At 70.6% G+C, this 23,324-nt stretch carries 18 protein-coding genes and 1 pseudogene; 12 read left to right on the forward strand and 7 right to left on the reverse strand.

Annotated elements, in window-relative coordinates; genetic code table 11:
• Positions 1-24 precede the first annotated feature (24 nt).
• Together ACZ4O3_RS37265 and ACZ4O3_RS37270 are read left to right on the forward strand one after the other, a co-directional pair.
• On the forward strand, positions 25-777 hold the full coding sequence (locus tag ACZ4O3_RS37265; protein ID WP_467726606.1) for a YoaK family protein: 753 nt from the start codon (positions 25-27) through the stop codon (positions 775-777).
• A 126-nt stretch (positions 778-903) separates the two neighbouring features.
• Complete coding sequence (locus tag ACZ4O3_RS37270) at positions 904-1,218, forward strand: DUF6479 family protein (RefSeq protein WP_467726608.1); 315 nt, start codon at positions 904-906, stop codon at positions 1,216-1,218.
• 90 nt (positions 1,219-1,308) lie between these two features.
• Here the strand turns inward: ACZ4O3_RS37270 and ACZ4O3_RS37275 are convergent, their stop codons facing one another.
• Entirely contained in the window at positions 1,309-1,785 is a 477-nt protein-coding gene (locus ACZ4O3_RS37275; RefSeq protein WP_467726609.1) for an SRPBCC family protein, read from the reverse strand.
• Between the two features lie 936 nt (positions 1,786-2,721).
• Here ACZ4O3_RS37275 and ACZ4O3_RS37280 point away from each other — a divergent pair.
• From ACZ4O3_RS37280 to ACZ4O3_RS37310, 7 genes and pseudogenes are all read left to right on the forward strand, one after another.
• On the forward strand, positions 2,722-3,492 hold the full coding sequence (locus tag ACZ4O3_RS37280) for an alpha/beta fold hydrolase (protein ID WP_467726611.1): 771 nt from the start codon (positions 2,722-2,724) through the stop codon (positions 3,490-3,492).
• A gap of 234 nt (positions 3,493-3,726) precedes the next feature.
• Positions 3,727-5,955, forward strand: a complete 2,229-nt coding sequence (locus ACZ4O3_RS37285) for a carbohydrate-binding protein (RefSeq protein WP_467726613.1) — start codon at positions 3,727-3,729, stop codon at positions 5,953-5,955.
• 166 nt (positions 5,956-6,121) lie between these two features.
• Positions 6,122-6,769, forward strand: coding sequence for a hypothetical protein (locus ACZ4O3_RS37290; protein WP_467726615.1), 648 nt, complete (start codon positions 6,122-6,124; stop codon positions 6,767-6,769).
• A 264-nt stretch (positions 6,770-7,033) separates the two neighbouring features.
• Complete coding sequence (locus tag ACZ4O3_RS37295; RefSeq protein ID WP_362721884.1) at positions 7,034-8,185, forward strand: glutathione-independent formaldehyde dehydrogenase; 1,152 nt, start codon at positions 7,034-7,036, stop codon at positions 8,183-8,185.
• 304 nt (positions 8,186-8,489) lie between these two features.
• A pseudogene (locus ACZ4O3_RS37300) lies at positions 8,490-9,742 on the forward strand (IS256 family transposase).
• The gene (locus tag ACZ4O3_RS37305) at positions 9,739-10,209 is read left to right on the forward strand and encodes a hypothetical protein (protein WP_467726616.1); all 471 of its coding nucleotides are present in this window, start codon (positions 9,739-9,741) and stop codon (positions 10,207-10,209) included. The pseudogene ACZ4O3_RS37300 and the gene ACZ4O3_RS37305 overlap by 4 nt, the downstream one beginning before the upstream one ends.
• A 286-nt stretch (positions 10,210-10,495) precedes the next feature.
• Positions 10,496-11,023: an SDR family oxidoreductase gene (locus ACZ4O3_RS37310; RefSeq protein WP_362721896.1), complete on the forward strand. Its 528-nt coding sequence runs from the start codon at positions 10,496-10,498 to the stop codon at positions 11,021-11,023.
• Here the strand turns inward: ACZ4O3_RS37310 and ACZ4O3_RS37315 are convergent.
• The 4 genes from ACZ4O3_RS37315 to ACZ4O3_RS37330 form a co-directional block, all read right to left on the reverse strand.
• Positions 10,939-11,331, reverse strand: a complete 393-nt coding sequence (locus ACZ4O3_RS37315; RefSeq protein ID WP_362721889.1) for a carboxymuconolactone decarboxylase family protein — start codon at positions 11,329-11,331, stop codon at positions 10,939-10,941. The genes ACZ4O3_RS37310 and ACZ4O3_RS37315 overlap by 85 nt on opposite strands.
• A gap of 358 nt (positions 11,332-11,689) precedes the next feature.
• Complete coding sequence (locus ACZ4O3_RS37320; protein ID WP_467726618.1) at positions 11,690-13,141, reverse strand: aldehyde dehydrogenase; 1,452 nt, start codon at positions 13,139-13,141, stop codon at positions 11,690-11,692.
• A 263-nt stretch (positions 13,142-13,404) separates the two neighbouring features.
• Entirely contained in the window at positions 13,405-14,289 is an 885-nt protein-coding gene (locus ACZ4O3_RS37325; protein ID WP_148008064.1) for an SDR family NAD(P)-dependent oxidoreductase, read from the reverse strand.
• Positions 14,290-14,407: 118 nt separating this feature from the next.
• A complete protein-coding gene (locus ACZ4O3_RS37330; RefSeq protein WP_358749162.1) occupies positions 14,408-15,247 on the reverse strand; it encodes an oxidoreductase in 840 nt (279 codons plus the stop codon).
• Between the two features lie 170 nt (positions 15,248-15,417).
• On the opposite strand from ACZ4O3_RS37330, the gene ACZ4O3_RS37335 reads away from it, so the two are divergent.
• Entirely contained in the window at positions 15,418-15,963 is a 546-nt protein-coding gene (locus tag ACZ4O3_RS37335) for a TetR/AcrR family transcriptional regulator (RefSeq protein ID WP_362731551.1), read from the forward strand.
• A gap of 568 nt (positions 15,964-16,531) precedes the next feature.
• Here the strand turns inward: ACZ4O3_RS37335 and ACZ4O3_RS37340 are convergent.
• Positions 16,532-18,694, reverse strand: a complete 2,163-nt coding sequence (locus ACZ4O3_RS37340) for an MMPL family transporter (RefSeq protein WP_467726621.1) — start codon at positions 18,692-18,694, stop codon at positions 16,532-16,534.
• A 268-nt stretch (positions 18,695-18,962) separates the two neighbouring features.
• On the opposite strand from ACZ4O3_RS37340, the gene hglS reads away from it, so the two are divergent.
• Together hglS and amaB are read left to right on the forward strand one after the other, a co-directional pair.
• Positions 18,963-20,360 (forward strand): 2-oxoadipate dioxygenase/decarboxylase, encoded by a 1,398-nt coding sequence (gene hglS / locus ACZ4O3_RS37345; RefSeq protein ID WP_467726623.1) that lies wholly within the window; start codon positions 18,963-18,965, stop codon positions 20,358-20,360.
• Positions 20,361-20,384: 24 nt separating this feature from the next.
• On the forward strand, positions 20,385-21,914 hold the full coding sequence (gene amaB, locus ACZ4O3_RS37350; RefSeq protein WP_362721613.1) for an L-piperidine-6-carboxylate dehydrogenase: 1,530 nt from the start codon (positions 20,385-20,387) through the stop codon (positions 21,912-21,914).
• 4 nt (positions 21,915-21,918) lie between these two features.
• On the opposite strand, the gene ACZ4O3_RS37355 is transcribed toward amaB, so the two are convergent.
• Positions 21,919-23,103: a PP2C family protein-serine/threonine phosphatase gene (locus ACZ4O3_RS37355; RefSeq protein WP_362721616.1), complete on the reverse strand. Its 1,185-nt coding sequence runs from the start codon at positions 23,101-23,103 to the stop codon at positions 21,919-21,921.
• Positions 23,104-23,324: the final 221 nt, after the last annotated feature.

Here is a 23,324-nt window from a genome sequence, read left to right on the forward strand (position 1 = left end):
CCTGCCAGTCCCGAAGGGGCAGCCATGTCGATCAAGAATGCCGTCCACCCCGTGTTCCGCGAAGCTCGGGCGACCGTGCTGCCCCACCCGGCGGACCGCCATGGCCCCCTGCCTCCGCTGATGCTCGCCCTGACGGTCGTCACCGGCCTCGTGGACTCCTTCAGCTACCTGGTGCTCGGCCATGTCTTCGTCGCCAACATGACCGGCAACGTGGTCTTCGCCGGGTTCGCGATCGCGGGCGCCGCGGGCTTCTCCCTGGCCGCCTCGCTGGCAGCGCTGGCCGCCTTCGGCGTGGGCGCCCTGCTGGGCGGCCGGATCGCGCACCGGGCGCGCGCCCACCGTGGCCGCGTCCTGCATCTGACGCTCGTCGTGGAGACGGTCCTGTTCCTGGCGGCCTACGTCCTCGCCCGGTACGGCGCTCCCCTGGACGACACCGCGACCCGCTACCAGCTGATCGGGCTGCTCGGCCTCGCGATGGGCATCCAGAACGCCACCGCCCGCGCTCTGGCCGTACCCGACCTCACCACCACCGTCCTGACCCTGACCATCACCGGCATGGCCTCCGACAGCAGGGCCGCGGGAGGCAGCGGGGGCAGGACCGGCCGGCGTGCCCTCGCGGTGCTGGCGATGTTCGGCGGCGCCCTCGTCGGCGCCTTCGCGGTCCGCCACGGCAGCCCCGCCCTGCCGCTGCTGCTCGCCACCGTGCTCCTCGCGGGCAGCGCGCTCGACGCGTTCGCCCTGACCCGCTCGGACGCCCGCTGGACCGCCCCGCTGTGACCTGCGCCGCCGACGGCAGCCCCCGTCCCGGCCGTGCGGGAAGCGTCCGTCCGGCCGTCGGCCGGGGGACCCGGTGCGCTCGTGGGGCATCCGCCGTCCCGCGGTGGGTACCCGGAGCCGATGTACATGACTCATGAACGACTGGCCGCCGCCGGTTCGGCGGCGGGGATGATCGTGATCGTCGTCTGCGGTCTGCTCGTCGCGGCCGCGCTGGTGGGGGCGGTCCGGCTCGGTATCGGGGTACGGCGGCGGGAGTCCGCGCCGCCCCGGCGCTCCGACCACCCCACCCTGCCGCGCACCGGACCGGTGCGCGAGGAGCGCGAGATGCGCGAGCCGGACGAGGTGCCGCAGGCCGGGAGCGACGGTGACCGTCTCACCCCCCACCAGCTCGGCAACGCGCCCAGCAAGCCCAGTGAGGACCAGTCCCGCCGCCGCTGGTAGCCCTTCGTCCGCGGCTGCTTCCGGACGGCCGACGACCCCGGTCCCGGGACCGGGGTCGTACGACTGCGCTCGGGGGTCTCGGCCGATTCCTCAGAGAGGTGAGCCGGGATCGCCGGGGCGGATGCGGCCGCGCCAGGCACCGCTCTCGCCGCCGTGCTGCTCGATGTAGTCCTTGAAGCGCCCGAGGTCCCCGTCGACGCGGCGGTCGATCAGCCCGAGCGCGTCGGCACCCTTCTCCGCCATACCGCTCGGCTCGATGTCCATCGTGAGCTCGACCCGGGTGTGCGTCTCGTCCAGCGGCTCGAAGCGGACCGATCCACGCTGCCGGGTGCCGCCCTCGATCGCCCGCCAGGTGATCCGGTCGTCCGGCAGCTGGTCGACGATCTCGGTGTCGAACTCGCGCCGCACCCCGCCGATCCTGGTGGTCCAGTGGGTGTGCCGGTCGTCGAGCTGCCTGACCTCCTCGACCCCCTCCATGAAGTTCGGGAAGTCCTCGAACTGGGTCCACTGGTTGTAGGCCGTGTGGACCGGGACGGCGACGTCGACGGCTTTCCTGACCGTGCTCATCTGTTCCTCCTCGTCGGAAACGGCTCATCACCGGGATGCTGTCGGGGTCCCGACTCACGCTCCCGTGGCCGCCGGGTACCCGGTCCCACCGGGCACACCCGTCTTCGCGGGCCTGGGCTTGGCCCGGTGGCGGTCCGGTAGCGTGCCGGACCCCGCCTCCCCGTGACGGGCCTCTGTGAAAGTCGTCGTCTCCGGCGCGTCCGGCATGGTCGGACAAGGCGTCCTGCGCCGTCGCGGACCGGCGGACCGGTCTGGACGCCCGCTTCTACTGCCTCGGTGTCTCCTGCGCGGGCATGAGCGAGGCCGACTGCACCCGCGTCACCCTCGCGGCCGCCCGCGCGCCGGTCGCCGCCGGCCCCGGACCGACCTTCACCTGTGTCTCGGGCGAGGGCACCGACAGCACCGAACCGTGCCCACCATGTGGGCACGGGCGAAGGGACGCACCGAGAACGCGCTGCCGGCGATGGAGATGAACGCGTACATGTTCCGCCCGGGCTGCATCCAGCCCCGCCACGGAGCGGTCTCCCGGACCCGCTCGTACCGCGTCATGTACTTCCTCGCGTCCTGGCTCTGCCCGCCGCCGCACCGCCTCGTACCCGCCCATACGACGACCACCGGCCACCTCACCCGCGCCGGCCCGCCCCGGCGTGGCCGAGAGCCGGGTCCTGTCCAGCAAGCACATCGACCGCCTGGGCGCCTGACGGTCACCGGCCCGGCGGGAGCCGACGAGCCGGTGGAACCCAGGGGCCGTAAACCCGGTGGACGGGCCGGGCTCCGGTGCGTAGCGTCCGTGGGGCCGTGACGTCGTACGAGGAGGTGAGACCCATGAACGCTGTAGCAGAGTGGGTGCTCCCCCTCCCCGTCACGGTCGGGCGATCGACGTAGGTGTCGCCGGGAGCGCCTGTACGAGAAGGCCCTTCCGAAAGGCAACCACCCATGCAGTCTCTCCGTTTCACCGCCGGGACGACGTCGGAGGGCGTAGTCGAACGCGACTTCACCCTGGGCGAGATCCCCGGGGTGCTCTGGTCACCCGAGTCCGGCCCCGGTCGCGCACCCCTGGTGCTGATGGGCCACGGCGGCGGCACCCACAAGAAGTGGCCCGCGATGACGGGCCGGGCCCGCCTGCTGGTGACCGGCTGCGGCTTCCACGTCGCCTGTATCGACTCGCCCGGTCACGGTGACCGGCCGCGCACCGCCCACGACGAGCGGGAGATCGCCGAGTTGTACCGGGCGAGGGCGGCGGGCGAGCCGGAGGGTCCCGTCGTCGTCCGCTACAACGCCCACCTCGCCGAACGCGCCGTGCCCGAGTGGCAGGCGACCCTCGACGCCCTCCAGGAGCTTGCGGAGATCGGCGCCGGGGGACCGGTCGGCTACTACGGCCTGAACATGGGCACCGCGATCGGGGTGCCGTTGACGGCGGCCGAACCCAGGATCACCGCCGCGGTCTTCGGCCTGCACTGGCCCGACGCCCTGGCCGAACCGGCCCGGCGGATCACCGTCCCGGTCGAGTTCGCGCTCCAGTGGGACGACGAGCACATCCCGCGTGCGGCCGGGCTGGCGCTGTTCGACGCCTTCGCCTCGAAGGAGAAGACGTTGCACGTCAACACGGGCCGGCACAAGGAACTGCCCAGGTTCGAGGCCGACAGCGCGGTCCGATTCTTCGCGCGGCATCTGGTCCCGGCCCCCGTGCCGCCCGCCCTGACCTGACGGACCGCCGGTGCCCGGCCGTCCCTGCCGTACCCGTGACCACCGGTCGGCCGCACGGCCCGGGCGCCGGCACCGCCTGGCCCCGAAACCCTTTCTTCACGCCTTGACTTAACCTCAGGGACATTGCTTGGATCTCAACTCGGCGTCTTCTGTGGTCCGTTGGTGACGCAGCGGCCACGCGCCTGCGGTTCGGCACGGCAACACCCCCCGACCCACCAGAGTCCAGGAGCAGCTGTGAGACGTACGCTCACCACGATCGCCGCCGTGGCTGTCATGACACTGCCACTCATCGGTGCGGGCCCGACCGCGCGGGCCGGGCACGGCCAGGTCGTGACCGGTACCTACGCCTCCGACGGCGTGCGGGCCTGGCGCCCGCTGCCCGTCGTCAGGACGGGCACGGACACCGGCGGTCCCGTCGACGCCACCGTGGTCGCCGACCCCAGCGCCCTGCGGCAGGAGTACACGGGCATCGGCTTCTCCCTGGACGAGACGAGCGTCTCCAACCTGTGGAAGCTCACCCCCGGCGAACGTGCCAGAGCCGTCCGGCTCCTTGTCGACCCCGAGCACGGCGCCGGACTCGACCGTTTCCGGCTGACCATCGGCAGCCCCGACCTCATCGAGCACCTGCCGTTCTGGTCGGAGGACGACCTGCCCGCCGGAGTCACCGAGGACTTCGGCCTGAAGCACTTCTCCATCCGGCGCGACCTCGACCTGCACATCGTCGACACCATCAAGCTCATCCAGCGCTACAACCCCCGTGCCACGTTCTTCGCGTCGGCGTGGAGCGCGCCGGCCTGGATGAAGACGAACAACCGGTTCCTCGGCGAGGTCGCCCTCAAGCCGGGGAGCAGCACGGACTACTACCAGGCCGGCAAGTTGCGGGACGACTGCATCGAGGTGTTCGCCCGGTACTACGTCAAGTTCGTTCAGGCGTACGCCCGTCAGGGCATCCGCGTCGACGCGCTGACCCTGCTGAACGAGCCCGGCATGGACGTCGTCTACCCGGCGATGGACATCAGCGTCGCGCAGCAGCAGAAGCTCGCACTGGCGATCAAGCGTGAGCTCCGCGACGCCCGTCTGGGCACCCGGCTCTATGTGCACGACTTCAACTTCTGGGACTGGCGCGACCCCAACAGCACGGCGACGAAGAACTACCACCGCATCTTCGATGACGCACCGGACGGCTCGGTGACCGGCGCCCAGGTCCGCAGGGCGGCGGACGCCATCGCCTTCCACCCCTACTGGGGCGACCCGACCGTCATGCGCGACGCCTACGAGCAGACCGGGAAGCCGGTCCAGCTCACCGAGACGAGCGACCTGTCGCCCTCGACCGTCCTCGACGACTTCCGCCTCGACGCCGGTTCCTACATCCTGTGGGCCCAGACCACCGACCAGGACGGCGGCACCCTGCACTGGACGCCGTCGCGGGACAACGACATCGACTGGGACCAGGTCGCGGCCACCACCAAGTGGCCCGACCGGCTGGTCACGGTGAACACCGCCACCAAGCGGTTCACCGTCCGCGACGAGCTCTACCGGCTGGGCCAGTTCGCGAAGTACCTGGCACCCGGAGACGTACGCCTGGAGTCCAGCGCGGCCGCCGACGGCGTCAGCAACGTGGTCTACCGGACCCGCGACGGCGGCTACGTGGCGGTCCTCGGCAACGGCGCCGGGTCCGACCGCAGGGTCCGGGTGGCCGTCGGCGACCAGACGTTCGTGGTGACCGTACCTGCGGGCTCCTTCGCCACCTACCGGTGGCAGGGCAAGGCCCGCACGGACTCCCGCGACCACGCCCCGGTGCTCGCGCCCGCCGCCGACGTGGTCGCCGACCAGTACGGCACCGCACAGGTGCCGCTGAAGGCCACCGACCGGGACGGCGACCGGCTCTCCTACTACGCGACCGAACTGCCCGACGGCGTCACCCTCGACCCCGGAACCGGCCTGGTCACCATCCGTCCGACGGCCACCGGTGAGCGGGACCTGACCTTCTACGTCACCGACGGCCGGGCGCACGACCAGGTGACCTTCCACCTGACCGTCCGCCCGCACGCGGCCCCCGTGGGCGAGCCGATCGAGGCCGAGGGCTACACGGGCCAGCACGGCTGGCCCGCCGACGGCGCCGACTTCATCGAGAGCAACCCGGCCGCCAGCGGCGGCAGGAACGTGGGCTGGACCGCCGCCGGCAACTGGCTGACGTACCGCGTCGAGGTGGCGCGGTCCGGTTCGTACGATCTCGAACTGCGCGTCGCCAACGGCACGGGCACCACCGCCGCGAACGCCGTGTCCTTCCGCGACGACAACGGCACCACCCTGGCGACGGCGTCCGTGCCGCCCACGGGCGGCTGGGCGAGCTACCGGTCGGTGCACGTACCCGTCGCCCTCCGGGCCGGGGAGCAGACGGTCACCGTGTACTGCGAGACCGGCGGCTTCAACCTCGACTACCTGCGCCTGAGCGCCTCCTGACAGCGCTCACGACAGCCCCGTCCCCGGCGCCGGGCCGGCCGTGTGCCCCCGGCCCGGGGTACGGCCGACCCCACGCCGTGGCCACCGGCCCGCCGGATGGTCGCGACCGGTTACACCCACGAAGCTGACAGGAGTCGCCGAACAACCACAGCCCCAAAGGCCCGCCTTGCTCACTCGCCGCGCCGCGGTCCTGTCGGCCGTCGCCGCCGTCCCCCTGTCCGCCGTCGGCACGCGCGCGGCGCCCTCGGCGACGCCACGCAGAGCCGTGCCGGCCCGGCTGGGACTGCCCGCGCCCAGTGGTCCGCACCCGGTGGGGTCGGCCGCCCTGCACCTCGTCGACACCTCACGTGCCGATCCCTGGGTCACCACCCGGCCGTACCGGGAACTGATGATCGGCATCCGCTACCCGGCACGTGCCGTCCGTGGGCACCCGAGGGCGCCGCAGATGCTCCCCGGGGAGGCCGCGGGGTTCGCCGCCGTCAACAACCTCGCCCAGGTGCCCGGCGACAAGGTCGACTGGGCCGCCACCCGCACCCATGCGCACGGGGGCGCCCCGGCCGTCCAGTTCCCCGGCGGCCGGGTCGAACGCACCGTGCTGCCGGCCGAGTTCGACAAGGCGTACCCGGACCCGGTCCGCATCAGGGCCCTGCTCAGAAAGACGACGGCCGTCCGGGTCGCCGACACCCGTTTCCTGCTCGACGCGCTGCCCGACGGGCTCCCCGAGGAACTGCACAGCCTGCCGGACTGGCACCGGCTCGGCATGTTCGGCGACTCGGCCGGCGGAGTACCGCGTGCCGTCCCCCCGGACCGATGACTCACCGCACTCCTCGCACTGCTCTCGGTCCCGGGCGGCGGGGGGCCCGGGGGCCCGGGGCGCACGGTCCGAGCGGACGATCCGCCTCCGGGGGTTGCAGCGCCTGCGGGACCGGCGTCCACTGGAAGTGTCCGATGGTGAAACACGAGCGCCTAGGGCTGCGGCATGGACCGGGGGCCCCGTTTGGACCTGTTTCTCCTGGCCGGAGCCTCGGTCTGTGCGGTCCGTCGTCGTGTCCCGGCGTTCGACGCGGAGGTGAACCAGGTGAAAGCCGTTGTGTACGAGAAGCCCTTCAGCGTCGCTGTCAGGGACGTCGACGATCCACGCATCGAGCATCCGAACGACGTGCTGGTACGTGTCACGTCGACCGCCATCTGCGGGTCCGACCTGCACATGTACGAGGGCCGTACGGCCGCTGAGTCGGGCATCGTCTTCGGACACGAGAACCTCGGCATAGTCGAGGAGATCGGCAGCGGCGTGACCTCGTTGTCCCAGGGCGACCGCGTGGTCATGCCGTTCAACGTCGCCTGCGGATTCTGCAAGAACTGCCTGGCCGGCAAGACCGGCTTCTGCCTCACGGTCAATCCGGGCTTCGCCGGCGGAGCCTACGGCTATGTGGCCATGGGCCCCTACGAGGGCGGGCAGGCGGAGCTGCTGCGGGTGCCGTTCGCCGACTTCAACTGTCTGAAGCTGCCGCCGGGCGAGGAGTTCGAGACCGACTTCGTACTGCTCGCCGACATCTTCCCGACCGGCTACCACGGCTGTGAGCTGGCCAAGGTGATCCCCGGCGAGAGCGTGGCCGTCTTCGGCGCCGGCCCGGTCGGCCTCATGGCCGCGTACTCCGCGCTGCTGCGCGGCGCCGCCAAGGTGTTCTCGGTCGACCGGGTGCCCGAGCGGCTCGCCAAGGCCGAGGAGATCGGGGCGATACCGATCGACTTCTCCAAGGGCGACCCGGTCGAGCAGATCAAGGAACAGACCGGAGGTGAGGGCACCGACAAGGGCGTCGACGCCGTCGGCTACCAGGCCCAGTCGCCCGACGCCAGCCACGAGGAACCCGCCGTCGTCCTCAACACCCTCGTCGAGACGGTACGGCCGACCGGCATGCTCGGCATACCGGGTCTGTACGTCCCGTCCGATCCGGGCGGACCCGACGAGCACGCAAAGCACGGCCAGCTGCTGGTCTCCATCGGCAGGATGTTCGAAAAGGGTCAGCAGATGGGCACCGGGCAGTGCAACGTCAAGCAGTACAACCGCCAGCTGCGTGACCTGATCATCGCGGGGCGGGCCAAGCCCAGCTTCGTGGTCTCCCACGAACTGCCGCTGGAGGACGCCCCGGGCGCGTACCAGAAGTTCGACCAGCGGATCGAGGGCTACACCAAGGTGGTCCTGCATCCCGGTCACGCCCTCGCGGCGTAGCACCGCCCCGCGGGGGTTCCCGGCGGTGACAGGACCCACTCCCAGGCGCGGCGGGCCGGCTCCCGTGACCGGCCCGCCGCGCACCACGCCGCGTCGGCCCGGTGGCCGGGACGGACGCGGTATCCCGCATCCTGCACGGCCGTCATGCAGCGTCGACGCGTCGGCCGTGGTGGTGCCCGAGGAGCAATGCTCAGGACCTGTGGATCAGTTCCGGAGGGCACACGAAGGGCGTACCTTCCCGAATGATCCTTTGATGGTCACCGAGTAGGCTGGCATTGCGAGTGCCGGTCGGCAAGGTGCGCCCGTGCTCACCGTAGTGAATGACGATGCCTCCATGCGAGACGGCTCCCTGATCGATGAGATCGTGCGCGAGGGCGCCCGCCGGATGTTGGCTGCGGCGCTTGAGGCGGAAGTCAACCAGTACATAGCCGAGTTGGCTGCCGAGCGAGACGAGCGCGGGCACCGCATGGTGGTTCGCAACGGCCATCACCGGGCTCGCACCGTGGTCACCGCGGCCGGGCCGGTGGAGGTCACCGCGCCCCGGGTCAACGACCGGCGTGTGGACGAGGCGACCGGGGAACGCCAGCGGGGTTCTCCTCGAAGATTCTGGCCCCGTGGTGCCGCAAGTCGCCGAAGATCTCCGAGGTGCTGCCCCTGCTCTACCTGCACGGACTGTCGTCGGGGGACTTCGTGCCCGCGCTGGAGCAGTTCCTCGGCTCGGCGGCCGGCCTGTCGCCGGCAACCGTGACCCGCCTGACCCGGCAGTGGCAGGACGACCACACCGCCTTCCAGGACCGGGACCTGTCGGAGCGCGACTTCGTCTACGTGTGGGCCGATGGAGTACACCCCAAAGTCCGGCTCGGCCAGGCACACAGCTGCGTGCTGGTCCTGCTCGGGGTGCGCCTGGACGGCACCAAGGAACTGATCGCACTCGCCGAGGGCCTGCGGGAATCCACCGAATCGTGGGCCGACCTGCTGCGCGACTGCCACCGCCGGGGCATGCGCGACCCGGAACTGGTGGTCGGTGACGGAGCGATGGGCCTGTGGAAGGCACTGGCCGAGGTATTCCCAGCAGCTCGGCATCAGAGGTGCTGGGTTCACAAGGCCCGCAATGTCTCGAATGCCATACCGAAGTCCGCACAGCCGGGCGCGACGAAGGCGATGCAGGAGATCTGCAACGCCGAGGACCGCGCTCATGCCGAGCGGGCGATCGAGGCGTTCGTGAAGACCTACAACGCCAAGTGGCCCAAGGCCGTCGCGAAGATCACCGACGACCGGGACGAGTTGCTGGCGTTCTACGACTTCCCGGCAGAGCACTGGATTCACCTGCGGACCACCAACCCCATCGAGTCGACGTTCTCCACGGTCAAGCTGCGGACCAAGGTCACGCGCGGCGCTGGCAGCCCAGCCGCAGCCCTCGCCATGGTGTTCAAGCTGGTCGAGTCCGCCCAGGAACGCTGGCGCGCGATCAAAGGCGCCCACCTGGTCCCCCTGGTCCGCGCCGGCGCCAGATTCGAAAGCGGCGTCCTCGTCGAGCGACAGGAACAGGCAGCATGAACCACCAGGACACACCGCAGGAAGGGCCGGCCGAGCACCTTCGCTTCTGGGCCTACCTGAGGATGCTGGAACAGGTCACCGATGCCGACGAGGCCGACATCGTCAGCGAAGTTCTCACCGACTCGGACCAGAACGTGGGCCAGTCCGCGGTCCTGCGGCACCTTGACCGCCGAGCCGACGAACTTCACCCCCAACCGGCTTACGAGCCCTGGGCCGAGATGATGACGGGGGTCACGATCCGCTACCCGTTCCTGATCCAGCACCTGCGAGAGTGGGACCTCTTCCGAGCCGTCACGCTCGGGCAGCCTTGGAATCCGGACGCCTTGCTCGAGTCATCCAACTGGCTCCAGCTCAAAACTGCCGGAGCATCGGCTGCCGCCGCCCTCGAGATTCTCGTCGACAGCGGTCGCACCAAGCGGATCCGGAACACCGCCAAGACCAATATTCAGCACCACGGCTCACCGTGAGTCGCAGCTCAACTCATTCACAAGTCTTGACTATTGCTCACATCAGCGCCATCGGCGAGGCTGTCGCGAGGCAAGGTGGGCCGACTGTGGGGGCCGATCCCGGCGAGCTGGAACGGCTGATCGGCCACCGGCCGCGAACCATGGCTGAGTTCGTACGCGAGCAGCGTCAGCTGTTCGAACCCGTCCGCGGGGCTGCGGGAGCCTGAGGACCCTGGTCGGGCAGCGCTCCCGGAGGAGTAATAGGCGTTGATCGAGCCGGTGATCACCGCGTGGAAGGGCTTCCGGGCTGGGGTCGCGGGTCGGCGTTCCCGGCATGGCGGACTACGCGGCCTCGAAGGCGGGCGTTGTGAGGTACACCATGGGCGTCGCCCGTGACCTCGGGTCCCGCGGCATCACCGCCAACGTCGTCGAAGCCGGACTGATGGACACCGGCATGGCCCCGGACCCCGAGCCCCTCAAGGGCCTGGTCAGTTCGCTGTCGCTGCAGCGCATGGGCCGGACCGAGGAGGTCGCCGCGGCGATCTGGTTCCTGGCGAGTCCCGCCGCGTCGTACGCGGGGAAGCTTCAGCTTCCTCGTACCGCCCCTGCCCATTCAGGCTGCGCACCAGGCCGCAGTGCCACCCGGCCAGGCCAGGCCACCCTCCAAGGCGAAGGCCTCGGCGCATGGGTCCAAGCACAACGGCTCGGCTGGGACCAGCTCCTGCCCGCACAGGCCTGGATGCTGGAGAATCAGACGGGGTTGGACGAAGCGTTCTCGGCGAAGACGGACAAGGCGACCTGGTATGTCTCGAAGGCGCGGGCCGCTCCTGCGTAGACGGCGAGATGGATGAAGAGGTCGACGATCTCGTCTTGAGTGACGCCGTTGTTGAGCGCGATGCGCAGCTGCCCGCGCAGCGGTTCGAACGCGCCCAGCGTCGCGGCGATGGCGACGGAGACCAGGGATCGGTCGTGCGTCGACAGTGCGGTACGGGTCCATGAGTCCCCGAACGTGTGCACAGTCGCGACCTTGCGAAAGTCGGCTCCGGAGGCCGGTTCGCCGGGGCTCATCGGGAGTTCCAGGCGCTGTCCCAGGAGTTCGCTTGCGGTGTCCAGCGCCTGCTCGTAGACGTCGTCAGTACTCATCTCTGCTCCTTGTCGGTCGGTCGTGCGGGGTGGTGGGCTGGCGGTCCTGGCCACCACGCGCCGTTCAGGGTTCGGATGCGGGTCAGGGTGGTTCCCCACTCGCTGGGGTTGCTGCTCGCCGGGCCGGCGGGACGGCTGTTCGTCGCACGAGGCTGATTTCCACGCTCGCACCGTGTGCAATTGGTCTGCTCGGTCGGGTGAACCGTCCGGGCTACAGGGCGTGGATCGAATGTCCCGTCCGGACTGCGACGGCGGGGATCCCCCATGGTCTTCGAGCGGCCCCTGGGTCGTGGGCGGATCGGGGAGCCGTGCGGGACGGGCCCTTCGTTCTCCGGCAGTCCGTCCCGCTGGGGTGTGACTACCGGGTGCGGGTGATCGACTTGTGCTCGACGTAGCCGGTCAGACCGGCCTTGCCGTACTCACGGCCGAGGCCGCTGGCCTTGTAGCCGCCGAAGGGGCCGTCGAAGCTGATCGGCGATCCGTTCAGCGTGACGGTGCCGGTGCGCAGCCGGCGGGCGGTGGCCAGGGCGCGGTCGGGATCAGAGGTCCAGATACCGCCGGACAGGCCGTACTGGGAGTCGTTGGCGATGCGGACGGCGTCGTCATCGTCGTTGTAGGCGATGACGACCAGGACCGGGCCGAAGATCTCCTCCTGCGCGATGCGCATGCTGTTGTCGACGTCGGCGAACACGGTGGGGGTGACGTAGTTGCCCTTCTCCAGGCCCTCGGGGACGTGCGGGCCGCCGGTCACCAGGCGCGCGCCGTCCTCGATACCGATGTTGATGTAGTCGATGACGCGCTGCTGCTGGTCGCGGCGGATCATCGGGCCGATGAAGGTGTCGGGAGCGGAGGGGTCGCCGACCTTCAGCGACTCGACCATTTCCTTCACCGCGGCTACGACCTCCTCGTAACGGCTGAGGGGTGCCAGGATGCGGGTCTGCAGGATGCACGCCTCGCCGTTGTTGCCCAGGGAGCCGAACCGCAGACCTTGCATAGCGGCCGTAAGGTCCGCGTCGTCCAGGATGAGTGCGGCAGACTTGCCGCCCAGCTCCAGACCCACCCGTTTCAGCTGCTCGCCGGCGATGGAGGCGATACGGCGGCCGGCCCGCGTCGAACCGGTGAAGGAGATCTTGTCCACCCCGGCGTGCGAGACGAGGTACTCGCTGGTCTGACGGTCTGCCGGAAGGACGCTGAGCACGCCCTCGGGCACGCCGGCCTCGTGCCAGAGGTCCGCCAGCAGGGCCATGCTCAGCGAGTTCTCCGGGGAGACCTTCAGCACGACGGTGTTGCCGGCCAGCAAGGCCGGGATCAGCTTGGCGGTGGCGGCGGAGAAAGGCGAGTTCCAGGGTATGACCGCGGCGACCACACCGATCGCCTCACGGCGGACGATGGTGTCGAAGGCCACCGACGGGTCGGACGGCGCGACGACCTCTTCCCAGCCGAACTCCTCGGCCGCTTTGAGGTAGGCGTTCACCTGGCGGGTCAGGAAGGGCTGGCCGACCTTGGTGAACCAGCCGGCTGAACCGTTCTCCGCGGAGATCGCCGCGGCGATCTCGTCGGCGCGGGCGGTACGCAGCGCGTCGTAACGACGCACGACTTCCTGACGTTCTGCCGGCGTGGTGTGTGGCCACGGACCGTGGTCGAAGGCGGCGCGGGCCGCGGCGACGGCCTTGTCCACGTCGGCCGGTGCGGCCTGCGCCACGCGGCCGAGCACCGACTGGTCGTGCGGGGAGAGGATGTCGAGCGTCAGCTCCGGGGCGCTGGGAGCGACCCAGGAACCACCGATATACAGACGGTCACGCACAGTCATGTCTGTCATTCCTTCAAGTTCAGTGTCGGGTGAGGAAGGGGGAGGGATATGGGGAGGCGCGCAACGCAGGTGCGCGCCCCGATCGGTGCTGCGCCGGCAGACGAGCTGCGGGTGCGGCCGGGGAATACGCTGCCATTGGCCGTGGCCGCACGCTCTGGGGCGTGCGCCCGGCAGCTCGCGGAAGTTCGTCGTGGTGATGTCGCCGGCAGGCGGGCAGGGGCTGACGCGGCCCGGTATCGGGCTGGCAGGCGGATCGCTCCCGGTCAGCCCTTCTTGGGCGGGCGGACCATCTGGGCGACCGCGGAGTCGGCGAAATCATCGAGTCCGTCGCGGTCGGTGGACACGCTGAGCTCATGCCACTCCGCGTCCTCCACAGCGCGTGCCCGGGCGATCTGCGGGGCGAGCCAGGCCGCGTCGGAGCCCAGAAGAAGCCGCGTCGGCGGGGCCGGCTCCTCGGTGAGACGCAGGATCACGGCGGCCATCTTGGTCGGGTCACCACGCTGCACGTCGGGGTTGTTGTTGTAGGTTCGAGCGAAGGCGCCGACTGTTTCCTCGTACTCGTCGTGGATGTCCGGTACCGGCATCGGGGCGGCTGCCCAGGGGGTGCGGATGCCGCCCGGCTCCACCAGCGTGACGCGGATCCCGATGGGGCCGACCTCACGCGCGAGGATCTCGGTGAACCCGCCCAGCGCCCACTTCGACGACTGGTAGGCGCCCAGACCGGGCTGGTTGCGCCGACCTCCGATGGTGGAGAGGTTGATGATGCTGCCCGAACGACGCGGGCGCATCACCGGAAGCACGGCGCGGACCGTGTTGACCGCGCCGAAAAAATTGACGTTCACATCGCGGTGGAACTCGTCCTCGGGCATGTCCTCGATCGAGCCGACACTTCGGGCGCCGGCGCTGTTCACGAGCACGTCGACGGCTCCGAACTCGGCGACCGCGTGGGCGACCGCGTCACGCGCGGAGGCCGGGTCGGTCACGTCCAGGGCGCGTACGCGCAGCCGGTCACGGTGCTCCTGGGGGACGGGCACCGCGTCGGGCGCCAGGTCGGTCGCCACCACGTTGTGGCCGGCGGCGAGCGCCACCGTGACGACACGGCCGCCCAGGCCCCCGGCGGCACCGGCTATCAGAAAGGTCTTGGTCATTGTTTCTCGCTCCTCCTGGAATCGGTGGCCGGCGGGGCGGGGCGGGGCGGTCGGTCGGCGCGGGCGGCCCGGGGATCCGGTGCTTCGACCGGCCCGCTGCCGCGCCCGCACAGTGCCGTCAGGTGGTGGGGTAGTCCGTGGAACGGCTGACCTCGGCCCACTTGCTGGCCTCGGCCAGACGGCCTTCCTCCGAGCTGATCGCGATCCCCAGGGCGTCGCTGCCGAGCAGCAGCCGGCGCGGGGGCTCCTCGGCGTCCACGGCGCCGATGATCGCGCGGGCCATGCGGTCCGGGTCACCGGGCTCGTTGCCGGCGTAGTCCGCGAACCGGGCCAGCCACAGGCCCACGGTCTCCTCGTAGTCGGGGGTCACGGGACCGGAAGGCTCCGCGGCACCCGCGGCCCAGCCGGTGCGGATACCGCCCGGCTCGACGATGGTGACCTTGACACCGAACGGTGCCACCTCTTTCGCCAATGCCTCGGAGAACCCCTCGACGGCGAACTTCGCGGTCTGGTAGGCGCTCAGACCCGGCGTACCACCCACACGTCCGCCGATTGAGGAGATCTGCACGATGTGCCCGGACCGCTGGCGGCGCATGACGGGAAGGACCGCCCGGGTCATGTTGACCACGCCGTACAAGTTGGTATCGACCTGCGCGCGGAACTCGTCCTCGGGAAAGTCCTCGATCGAGCCGCTGGTGGCGTAGCCAGCGTTGTTGACGACGACGTCAACTGATCCGAACCGCTCCACCGCCGCGGCCACCACGCCCCGGGACTGGAACGCGGAGGTGACGTCCAGCGCCACCGCTTCCAGCTGGTCCGGGTGCTCGGTCCTCAGGGAGGCCAGCGCCTCCGGCTTGCGGGAAGTCACCACAACGTTGTCGCCGGCCTCCAGGGCCGCGAGCATCAGGGCTCTGCCCAGGCCCTGCGAGCCCCCCGTGATCAGCCAGGTTCGTGCCATGACGCGTGCCTCGTTTCGTCACCTGCTTCACCGCCCCGAACGGGACAGCAACTTCAGCGTAGACAAAATTGGCCTAATTGCAACAGCGATGATGCAGTAATCACCGGTGTCACATCTCGCATCGGGATGTTAGTCAGACAAGTGAAGCCCACGCGTAGAATGGCGGCATCATGAGAGCTGACGCCGCGCGTAACCTGACTGCCGTCCTCCATGCCGGAGCTCGACTCCTGGCGGAGGACCCGGGCGCCTCCATGGCGGCCATCGCCGGCGCCGCCGGAGTGGACCGGACGACCATCCACCGTCGCTTCGCAAACCGTGAAGCCCTGCTCAGCGCCGTTTTCCAGGCCAAGCTCGACTCCGCCGAACGCGTTCTGGACGAAGCCCGCCTTGTCGAGTCCCCCCTGCCGGTCGCCCTCCACCGCTACCTGGAGGGGATCATCCCCGTCAGCCGCGAATGGCCGGTCGACATGCGCCTGATGATGCAGAAAGACCCCGCCGCCCGGGCCCGCCGGGAGGAGCAGAGTGCGCGCCTCGACGCCTTCATCCGCCGCGCGCTAGACGAGGGCTACCTGCGAGCAGGCATCGACGCGGCCTGGGCACGGACGATCTTGGACGAACTCGTCGACACCGTCGCCCACCGGTTCCCCGACCTGGAACCCCCGCAGGCCGCCGATCTTGTCGCCGCCACCCTCCTGAACGGCCTCGGCGCGACCTGACACCATCACCCACCGCGGAACAGGACAGGCCCGACGACCGCGACACCAGCATGCGGCTCCCCGCGTCCGACGGCGGCGTCGACCACCCCCGGATCATCGATCCCGAAGAGGCCCGTGCCGTCCTCCCGACTGAAACCCGGGCCGGAGGGTCGCCCGCACCGCGTGCCCGCCAACGGCGGCATGCCCGCGAACGGGTATGCCGCCCGTGCCCTGGATGAGCGGCACGCTGCCACGCCGCAACACGGTGGCCGTCGTGCCGCTTGGCAGGCCTACAGCTCAGCAAGAAGTGCGTGGCGAGGTGCGGCATCAAGGTTTGTTGCCGGCGGCCTGGATGAAGGCGTCGGTGACCAAGTCGGCGCCGGGGCCCGGAGGTGATCGGCACCGACGGCGATGTGGCCGTGACCCGGGCCAGGCGGCCTCGGCGAAGCGCGCAACACGGTGTGCCGCGCCCGCCTCACCCGAAGCCGAACCCGGACACGGACCCGGACACGGACACGGGCACCGGAACGTGAACGGGAAAGGGCCGCCGGGCCACATCGGCCCGGCGGCCCGCACCGTCGCGGCGCCGCTAGCCGTGGCGCCCGGCGGCCTGGTACTCGTCGTCCTCCGCCGCGGGAGAGGAGCCGGTGTCCGATCCCGGCTCCGCCCGGTCGGCGTGGCCCGGCCACCAGGCGGCGTGACCGATGAGCGCGGTGAGGCTCGGGGTGAAGAACATCGCCATGACGAACGCGGCGACCGCGATACCGAAGGAGACCGCGAAGCCCATCTCGGTGAGCAGCGCGTTGCCCGCCAGCATCATCGTGGCGAAGGTCGCCGCCAGGATGAAGCCCGCCGCGGCCACCGTCGGCCCGGCGTGCCGCAGCGCCATCCCGGCCGCCTCGCGCGGCTCACGGCCCTCACGTGCCTCCTCGCGGAGCCGGGCGATCATGAGGATGTTGTAGTCCGTGCCGATGGCGACCACGAAGAGATACATGATCACCGGGAGCATGAACATCAGCCCGGGCTTGTTCTGTGCCTCCTGGAAGATCCAGACCGTGGCACCGAGCGTGGCACCGAAGCCCAGCCCCACCGAGGCGATCAGGTACCAGGGTGCGACCACACTGCGCAGCAGCAGCCCCAGGATCACCATGATCAGCAGGGCGGCGACGGGGAACACCGTCCGGTAGTCGTGGTTGACCGCGGAGTCGATGTCCTTGTAGATCGAGGACATGCCGCCCACGACCGCCTCGGTGCCCTCGGGGGCGCCGGCGTGCGCGACGTCCCGGACCCGGCCCACGGCCTCGATCGCCTTGTCCGTGGACGCCTCGTACTTGAGCGTGACGGTGAAGTCCGCGGTGGTGCCGGCCTTGTTCACCTGACTCATCCGGGCGTTCGCGACCCCGTCCACGGCCCCGAGCCTGGCCGCGTAGGTGTCGAACGCGGACGTGTCCAGCGGCTTGCCGTCGGTGCTGGAGAGGTAGACGTCGGTGGGCGCGGCGGCACCCGCCGAGTACGCCGTCTGCATCTGGTCCTGGACGACCATGGACTCCTTGGTCTTGGGCATCGAGCCCGACGCCAGGTCGAACGTGGCCTTGAAGTTGAGCATGCCGAGCGAGAGCACGACCAGGACGAGTCCGGAGACCGCCGCGGTCAGCGCCGGACGGCGCTGCACACCCCGGCCCAGCGCCGCGAAGCGCGCGTTGGACGGCTCCTGCTGCCAGGACTTCGAGGGCCAGAACACCTTCGGGCCGATCAGCGAGACCACGGCCGGGATCAGGGTCAGCCCCGCGATCAGGGTGACCGTGACCGAGATGGCCAGTGCCGGGCCCATCTGCTTCAGGAAGCCCAGCGTGGACAGCACCAGCGCGAGGAAGGCGATGATCACCGCGCCGGCGGCCGAGGCGATGGCCTCGCCGACCCGGTCGACCGCGTTGATCATGGCCTGCTTCGGCTCGTCACCCGCGCGCAGGCGTTCGCGGTAACGGAACATCAGGAACAGGAAGTAGTCCGTGCCCACGCCGAAGAGCACGACGATCAGGATCGAGGACACCGAACTGTTGGCCTGCAGACCGAACAGCTTGGTGGCGTACGCGATCAGCCCGTTGGCGATGGCCGAGACCACACCGATCAGCAGCAGGGGCAGGAACGCCAGGATCGGCGCCCGGAAGATGATCAGCAGGGTGACCAGGATGATCACGAAGGTGCCGATGCCGATCAGCGCCTCACCGCGCTTGGACGAGTCCTGCTGGTCCAGGGCCTGGGCCGCCGAGCCGCCGAGCTTGACCTCCAGGTCCGTGCCCTTGGCCAGTTGCTTGACGTCGTCGCGCAACACCTTGGCCGCGTCGGCCTGGACGGGCTGGCCCGCCTTCTTGCTGTCCATCTGCACCAGGGTCAGGGTGTACCTGCCGTCCTTGGACGGCTGGCCGGGGACGACCTTCTGCACCTGATCGATGTGCTTGTCGCCCAGTTCGGTGGTGATCCGGGCGACGTCCTTCAGGTCGGCGTCGCTGAGCTTGCCACCGTCGGTGCGCTGGTACAGCGCGATCGCGGACGGTGTGAAGGCGCTGGGAAACGCCTTCTGCTGGAGATCGGCTGCCTTGATCGACTCGTAACTCTTGGGCAGGAAACTGCTCTCGTCGCTGTTCGAGGGCAGGCTCGGGGCGGTGGCGACGATCGCCACCGCCGCGATCAGCCATGCCACGATCGTCCAGACAGGATGCCGGACGACGGCAGTGCCAATACGTCGGAACATGCGGAAGGTCCTCCTGAGTAGGAAGATCACCGCAGCCCGGGGAGCGGACCCTGGCATCGGCGACCCCGACCGGCCCGCGTCCAACGGACCGGTCGCATAGTTGTCTTGCGTTCATATGGTAGAGATCACGGGTGGAGATCGGTCCAGTGGGTTTCCGGCAGCGCCCCGGCCGGCTCGCGCCCGGCCCCGTCATCTGTACGGCAGGCACCCGGTCGGCGACCATCTGGGAAATGATCGCCGACCTCTCGCCCGCCCGGAGGGCCGAACCATGTCAACCATCAGCCAGTGGCGGCTGCGGGCCGCGTTCGCGCAGCGGCTGTCCGAGATGTACGGCCGGGAAGTGCCCGCGTACACCACGCTGGTGGACGTCTCGCGCCAGGTCAACGAGGATGTGCTGCGGGCCCGCGGCGCCGACGCCGAACGCCTCGGATCCATCGGCCGGGTGACCGCCGAGCGGCACGGAGCGATCCGCGTCGGCACCCCGCGCGAACTGCGCGAGGTCGCCCGGGTCTTCGGCGCCCTCGGTATGCACCCGGTGGGCTTCTACGACCTGCGGGAGGCTGCCGCCAGCGCCGTCCCCGTCGTCTCCACCGCCTTCCGGCCGGTCGACGGCCCGGAACTCGCCCGCAACCCCTTCCGCGTGTTCACCTCCATGCTCACCGTCGCCGACCCGCGCTTCTTCGGCCCCGACCTGCGCGCCCGCCTGGAGACCTTCCTGGCCGGCCGGGAACTCTTCCCCCCGGAACTGCTCACGCTGGCCGACCGCGCCGCGGCCGCGCGTGAACTCCCGGCCGACGACGCCGAGCGCTTCCTCACGCTGGCCGTGCGGGTCTTCGAGCTGTCGCGGGAACCGGTGGACCGGGCCTGGTACCGGACCCTGGAACGAGTCTCCGCCGTCGCCGCCGACATCGGCGGGGTCCGCGGCACGCACATCAACCACCTCACCCCGCGCGTCCTGGACATCGACGAGCTGTACCGCCGCATGACGGACCGCGGTGTCGAGATGATCGACACCATCCAGGGACCGCCGGCCTGGAAGGGCCCCGACGTCCTGCTCCGCCAGACCTCCTTCCGGGCCCTGGCCGAGTCCCGCCCGATGCGCACCGCGGACGGCAGCGTCGTCAGCGGTTCCCTGCGGGTCCGCTTCGGCGAGGTCGAGGCCCGCGGCATCGCCCTCACCCGTGCCGGACGGGCCCACTACGACGACCTGCTCGGCCGTGTCGACGAGCAGGCGTCCCGGAACCCCGCGGCGGCACGCGGTGACCTCGCCCGCGCGCTCTGGGAGCGGGACATGCCCGGCAGCGAGGAGGAACTCGCGGCGCGCGGCCTGGCGTACTTCACCTACCGGCTCGCCGACGGACGGCCCCGGGACGGCGCTGCGCCGCCCCCCGGCGTCGCCGAACTGGTCCGGCAGGGCTGGGTGCGGGCCGAGCCCGTCGTCTACGAGGACTTCCTGCCCCGCTCCGCCGCCGGCATCTTCCAGTCCAACCTCACCGGCGAGGGCACCCGGGACAACAGCCGGCAGGGCACCTCCTACGACGCCGACTGGCTCTCCGGCGCCCTCGGCCGCGAGGTCCTGGACCCCTTCGCCCTCTACGAGCAGCAGCAGAACGGCTCCCTCGCCCAGGTGGCCCGTGCCCTGGGTCTCCCCGGCACCCTCCGCTGACCCCTCACCCCTGGAGGTCCCACGATGACCAGCACCGAGCTGCCCACCACGGACGACCTGCGCGACCGCGTCCGGGCCTGCCTGCGGACCATCGGCGTGCGGATCGTGGAGGGCGACGGCCTCCCGGCCCGCACCCCCGTCACCGGCGAGCACCTCTTCGGGCTGCCGGCCGCGACCGGCGACGACGTCGAGGAGGCCCTCGCGGCCGCCCGTACCGCCTTCCTCACCTGGCGTACCACCCCGGCCCCGCGCCGCGGTGAACTCGTGCGCAGACTGGGGGAGTTGCTGCGTGAGCACCAGAGCGACCTGGCCGATCTCGTCACCGTCGAGGCGGGCAAGATCCGCTCCGAGGCGCTCGGCGAGGTCCAGGAGATGATCGACATCTGCGACTTCGCGGTGGGTCTGTCCCGGCAGCTGTACGGCCGGACGATCGCCTCCGAACGCCCCGGCCACCGGCTGGCGGAGACCTGGCACCCGCTCGGTGTGGTCGGCGTCATCTCGGCCTTCAACTTCCCCGTCGCCGTGTGGTCCTGGAACACCGCCGTCGCACTGGTCTGCGGCGACACGGTGGTCTGGAAGCCCTCGGAGCTCACCCCGCTGACCGCCCTGGCCTGCCACCACCTGCTCGCCCGGGCCGCCGAGGAGACCGGCGCACCCCGTGACGTGCACCGTCTGCTGCTGGGCGGCCGCACGGTAGGCGAGCGGCTCGTTGACGACCCCCGGGTGGCGCTCGTCAGCGCCACCGGCTCCACTCGCATGGGCCGCGCGGTCGGCCCGCGCGTCGCCGCCCGGTTCGGCCGCAGCCTGCTGGAGCTCGGCGGCAACAACGCCGCGATCGTCACCCCCTCCGCCGACCTGGACCTGGCCGTGCGGAGCATCGTCTTCGCCGCGGCGGGCACGGCGGGCCAGCGGTGCACCACGCTGCGTCGGCTCATCGTGCACCGGGACGTCGCCGACGCCCTCGTGGAGCGCCTGACCGCCGTCTACGGCAGGCTGCCCGTCGGCAGTCCCTTCGACGAGACGACGCTGGTCGGCCCGCTCATCTCCACGGCCGCCCTGGACGCCATGCACGACGCCCTCACCCGCGTCCAGGCGCAGGGCGGCAAGATCCTGGCCGGCGGAAACCGGCGGCTGGCGGAGGCGGCGCCCGCGGCCGCCTACACCGAGCCCGTCCTGGTGCGCGTCGACGACCAGAGCGACGTGGTACGGGAGGAGACCTTCGCGCCGATCCTGTACGTGCTCACCTACGCCACCCTCGACGAGGCGATCGCGCTGCACAACGACGTCCCGCAGGGGCTGTCGTCCAGCATCTTCACGAGGGACCAGCGGGAGGCCGAGATCTTCCTGTCCGCGGCCGGTTCCGACTGCGGTATCGCCAATGTCAACATCGGCACCTCCGGAGCGGAGATCGGGGGTGCCTTCGGGGGCGAGAAGGACACCGGCGGCGGCCGCGAGTCGGGTTCGGACGCCTGGAAGGCGTACATGCGCGCGGCCACCAACACGGTCAACTACTCCGGCGAACTCACCCTGGCCCAGGGTGTCAGCTTCCTGTGACCCGTCACGGGCGCGGGTCCGCGGGCCCCTCGGCGTCCGGCTCGTCGGGGCCGGCGTCCGCGGTCCCGGCCGCTTCCGACGGCAGCAGGAAGGCGGTGAGCGCGGCCGTGTCGTCCTGCAACTGGTCGCCGCTGTAGGTCTGCAGATCCTGGTGGAGCCGTGCCAGCAGCTCCGGGGGCGGCATCGGGCCCCAGGAGCGCAGCCGCTGCAGCAGCGGGTAGAAGGAGCCCTCCGGGTCGCGGGTCTCGGTGACGCCGTCCGTGTACAGCAGCAGCTGGTCGCCGGGGCCGAAGGGGTAGGTGTCGACGCGGTAGGGGTCTCCGACGAGCATCCCGAGGTTCAGGGGCGGCCCCGACCGCCCCCGGTCCAGCTCACTCACCTCGCCGGGGCGGATGAGCAACGGCGGCGGATGACCGCAGTTCAGGACGCGGACCACTCCCTCGTCCTCGCGGATCTCGGCGAAGACGGCGGTGACGAACCGCTCGCCCGTCTCGCTGCCGCCCAGCTGGTGGGCCCGGCGCGTCATGCTGATGTCCACCCGCTCCACCAGGGCGTTGAGTTCGGGTTCGTCGTGCGCGGCCTCCCGGAACGCGCCCAGCATCGCCGCCGCGGTCTCCACCGCGAGCAGGCCCTTGCCCCGTACGTCGCCGATGAGCAGCCGTACTCCGTACGCGGTCGGTACGGCCTCGTAGAGGTCGCCGCCGATCCGCGCCTCCGCGGCGGCGGACAGGTAGAAGCTCTCGAGGAGCAGGTTCCCGATCCGGTGCGGGACGGGTCTGAGCAGGACGCGCTGGGCGATCTCGGCCACGAACCGGACGTCGGCCAGGGTGCGTTCCCGGCGGATCCGGTGTGCGGCGAGGATCGTGCCCAGGGCACCGACCAGGGCCGTGCACACGTAGGCGGCGACATAGTGCCGTTCCCAGATGTAGCCGACATCGCGTCCCGCGCAGCAGGGGGTTCCGGCCAGTAAAAGTTCGAGGCCGATGCCGAAGACGGTGGCGCCGACGACCACGAGGGGCGGGTGTGCGAAGGCGGTCACCAGCGGGAGGGCGATCAGCACGAAGCTGACCGGCCACTGCACGGGGGTGACCGGTTCGAGCAGCAGCACACCGATGACGTACAGGAGCGGAAGCCAGCGCATCCACGCGGGGGGCGCGGGCAGTGCTGAGTGGCGACCGTCGTGCCTCACCCGTGACTCCTGGCATACGAATCTCGACAAGACGGCCAGCCTGGCGTGCGGTCTCCCGCCGCGCCGGTGATTGCTCCGGTCAGCGGCATGTTCGGGTACCGCCGACGGCGTTCGCACGATATTCCGAAACATTCGATGATTTGAGCATCTGAATCCGATCTTGGATTGGCTGATTCTCGACAGGGCTGATCGGTAAAGCGAGTTGCAGTCATGCGACGTGC

The organism is Streptomyces sp. NPDC026515 (genome assembly GCF_055567595.1).

Bases quoted from the DNA above. Each gene is read 5' to 3' on its own strand.
- ACZ4O3_RS37305 (WP_467726616.1), top strand. From the start codon at position 9,739: ATGAACCACCAGGACACACCGCAGGAAGGGCCGGCCGAGCACCTTCGC.
- ACZ4O3_RS37325 (WP_148008064.1), bottom strand. From the start codon at position 14,289: ATGACCAAGACCTTTCTGATAGCCGGTGCCGCCGGGGGCCTGGGCGGC.
- ACZ4O3_RS37330 (WP_358749162.1), bottom strand. From the start codon at position 15,247: ATGGCACGAACCTGGCTGATCACGGGGGGCTCGCAGGGCCTGGGCAGA.
- ACZ4O3_RS37280 (WP_467726611.1), top strand. From the start codon at position 2,722: ATGCAGTCTCTCCGTTTCACCGCCGGGACGACGTCGGAGGGCGTAGTC.
- ACZ4O3_RS37315 (WP_362721889.1), bottom strand. From the start codon at position 11,331: ATGAGTACTGACGACGTCTACGAGCAGGCGCTGGACACCGCAAGCGAA.
- hglS (WP_467726623.1), top strand. From the start codon at position 18,963: ATGTCAACCATCAGCCAGTGGCGGCTGCGGGCCGCGTTCGCGCAGCGG.
- amaB (WP_362721613.1), top strand. From the start codon at position 20,385: ATGACCAGCACCGAGCTGCCCACCACGGACGACCTGCGCGACCGCGTC.
- ACZ4O3_RS37275 (WP_467726609.1), bottom strand. From the start codon at position 1,785: ATGAGCACGGTCAGGAAAGCCGTCGACGTCGCCGTCCCGGTCCACACG.
- ACZ4O3_RS37265 (WP_467726606.1), top strand. From the start codon at position 25: ATGTCGATCAAGAATGCCGTCCACCCCGTGTTCCGCGAAGCTCGGGCG.
- ACZ4O3_RS37335 (WP_362731551.1), top strand. From the start codon at position 15,418: ATGAGAGCTGACGCCGCGCGTAACCTGACTGCCGTCCTCCATGCCGGA.
- ACZ4O3_RS37340 (WP_467726621.1), bottom strand. From the start codon at position 18,694: ATGTTCCGACGTATTGGCACTGCCGTCGTCCGGCATCCTGTCTGGACG.
- ACZ4O3_RS37270 (WP_467726608.1), top strand. From the start codon at position 904: ATGACTCATGAACGACTGGCCGCCGCCGGTTCGGCGGCGGGGATGATC.
- ACZ4O3_RS37320 (WP_467726618.1), bottom strand. From the start codon at position 13,141: ATGACTGTGCGTGACCGTCTGTATATCGGTGGTTCCTGGGTCGCTCCC.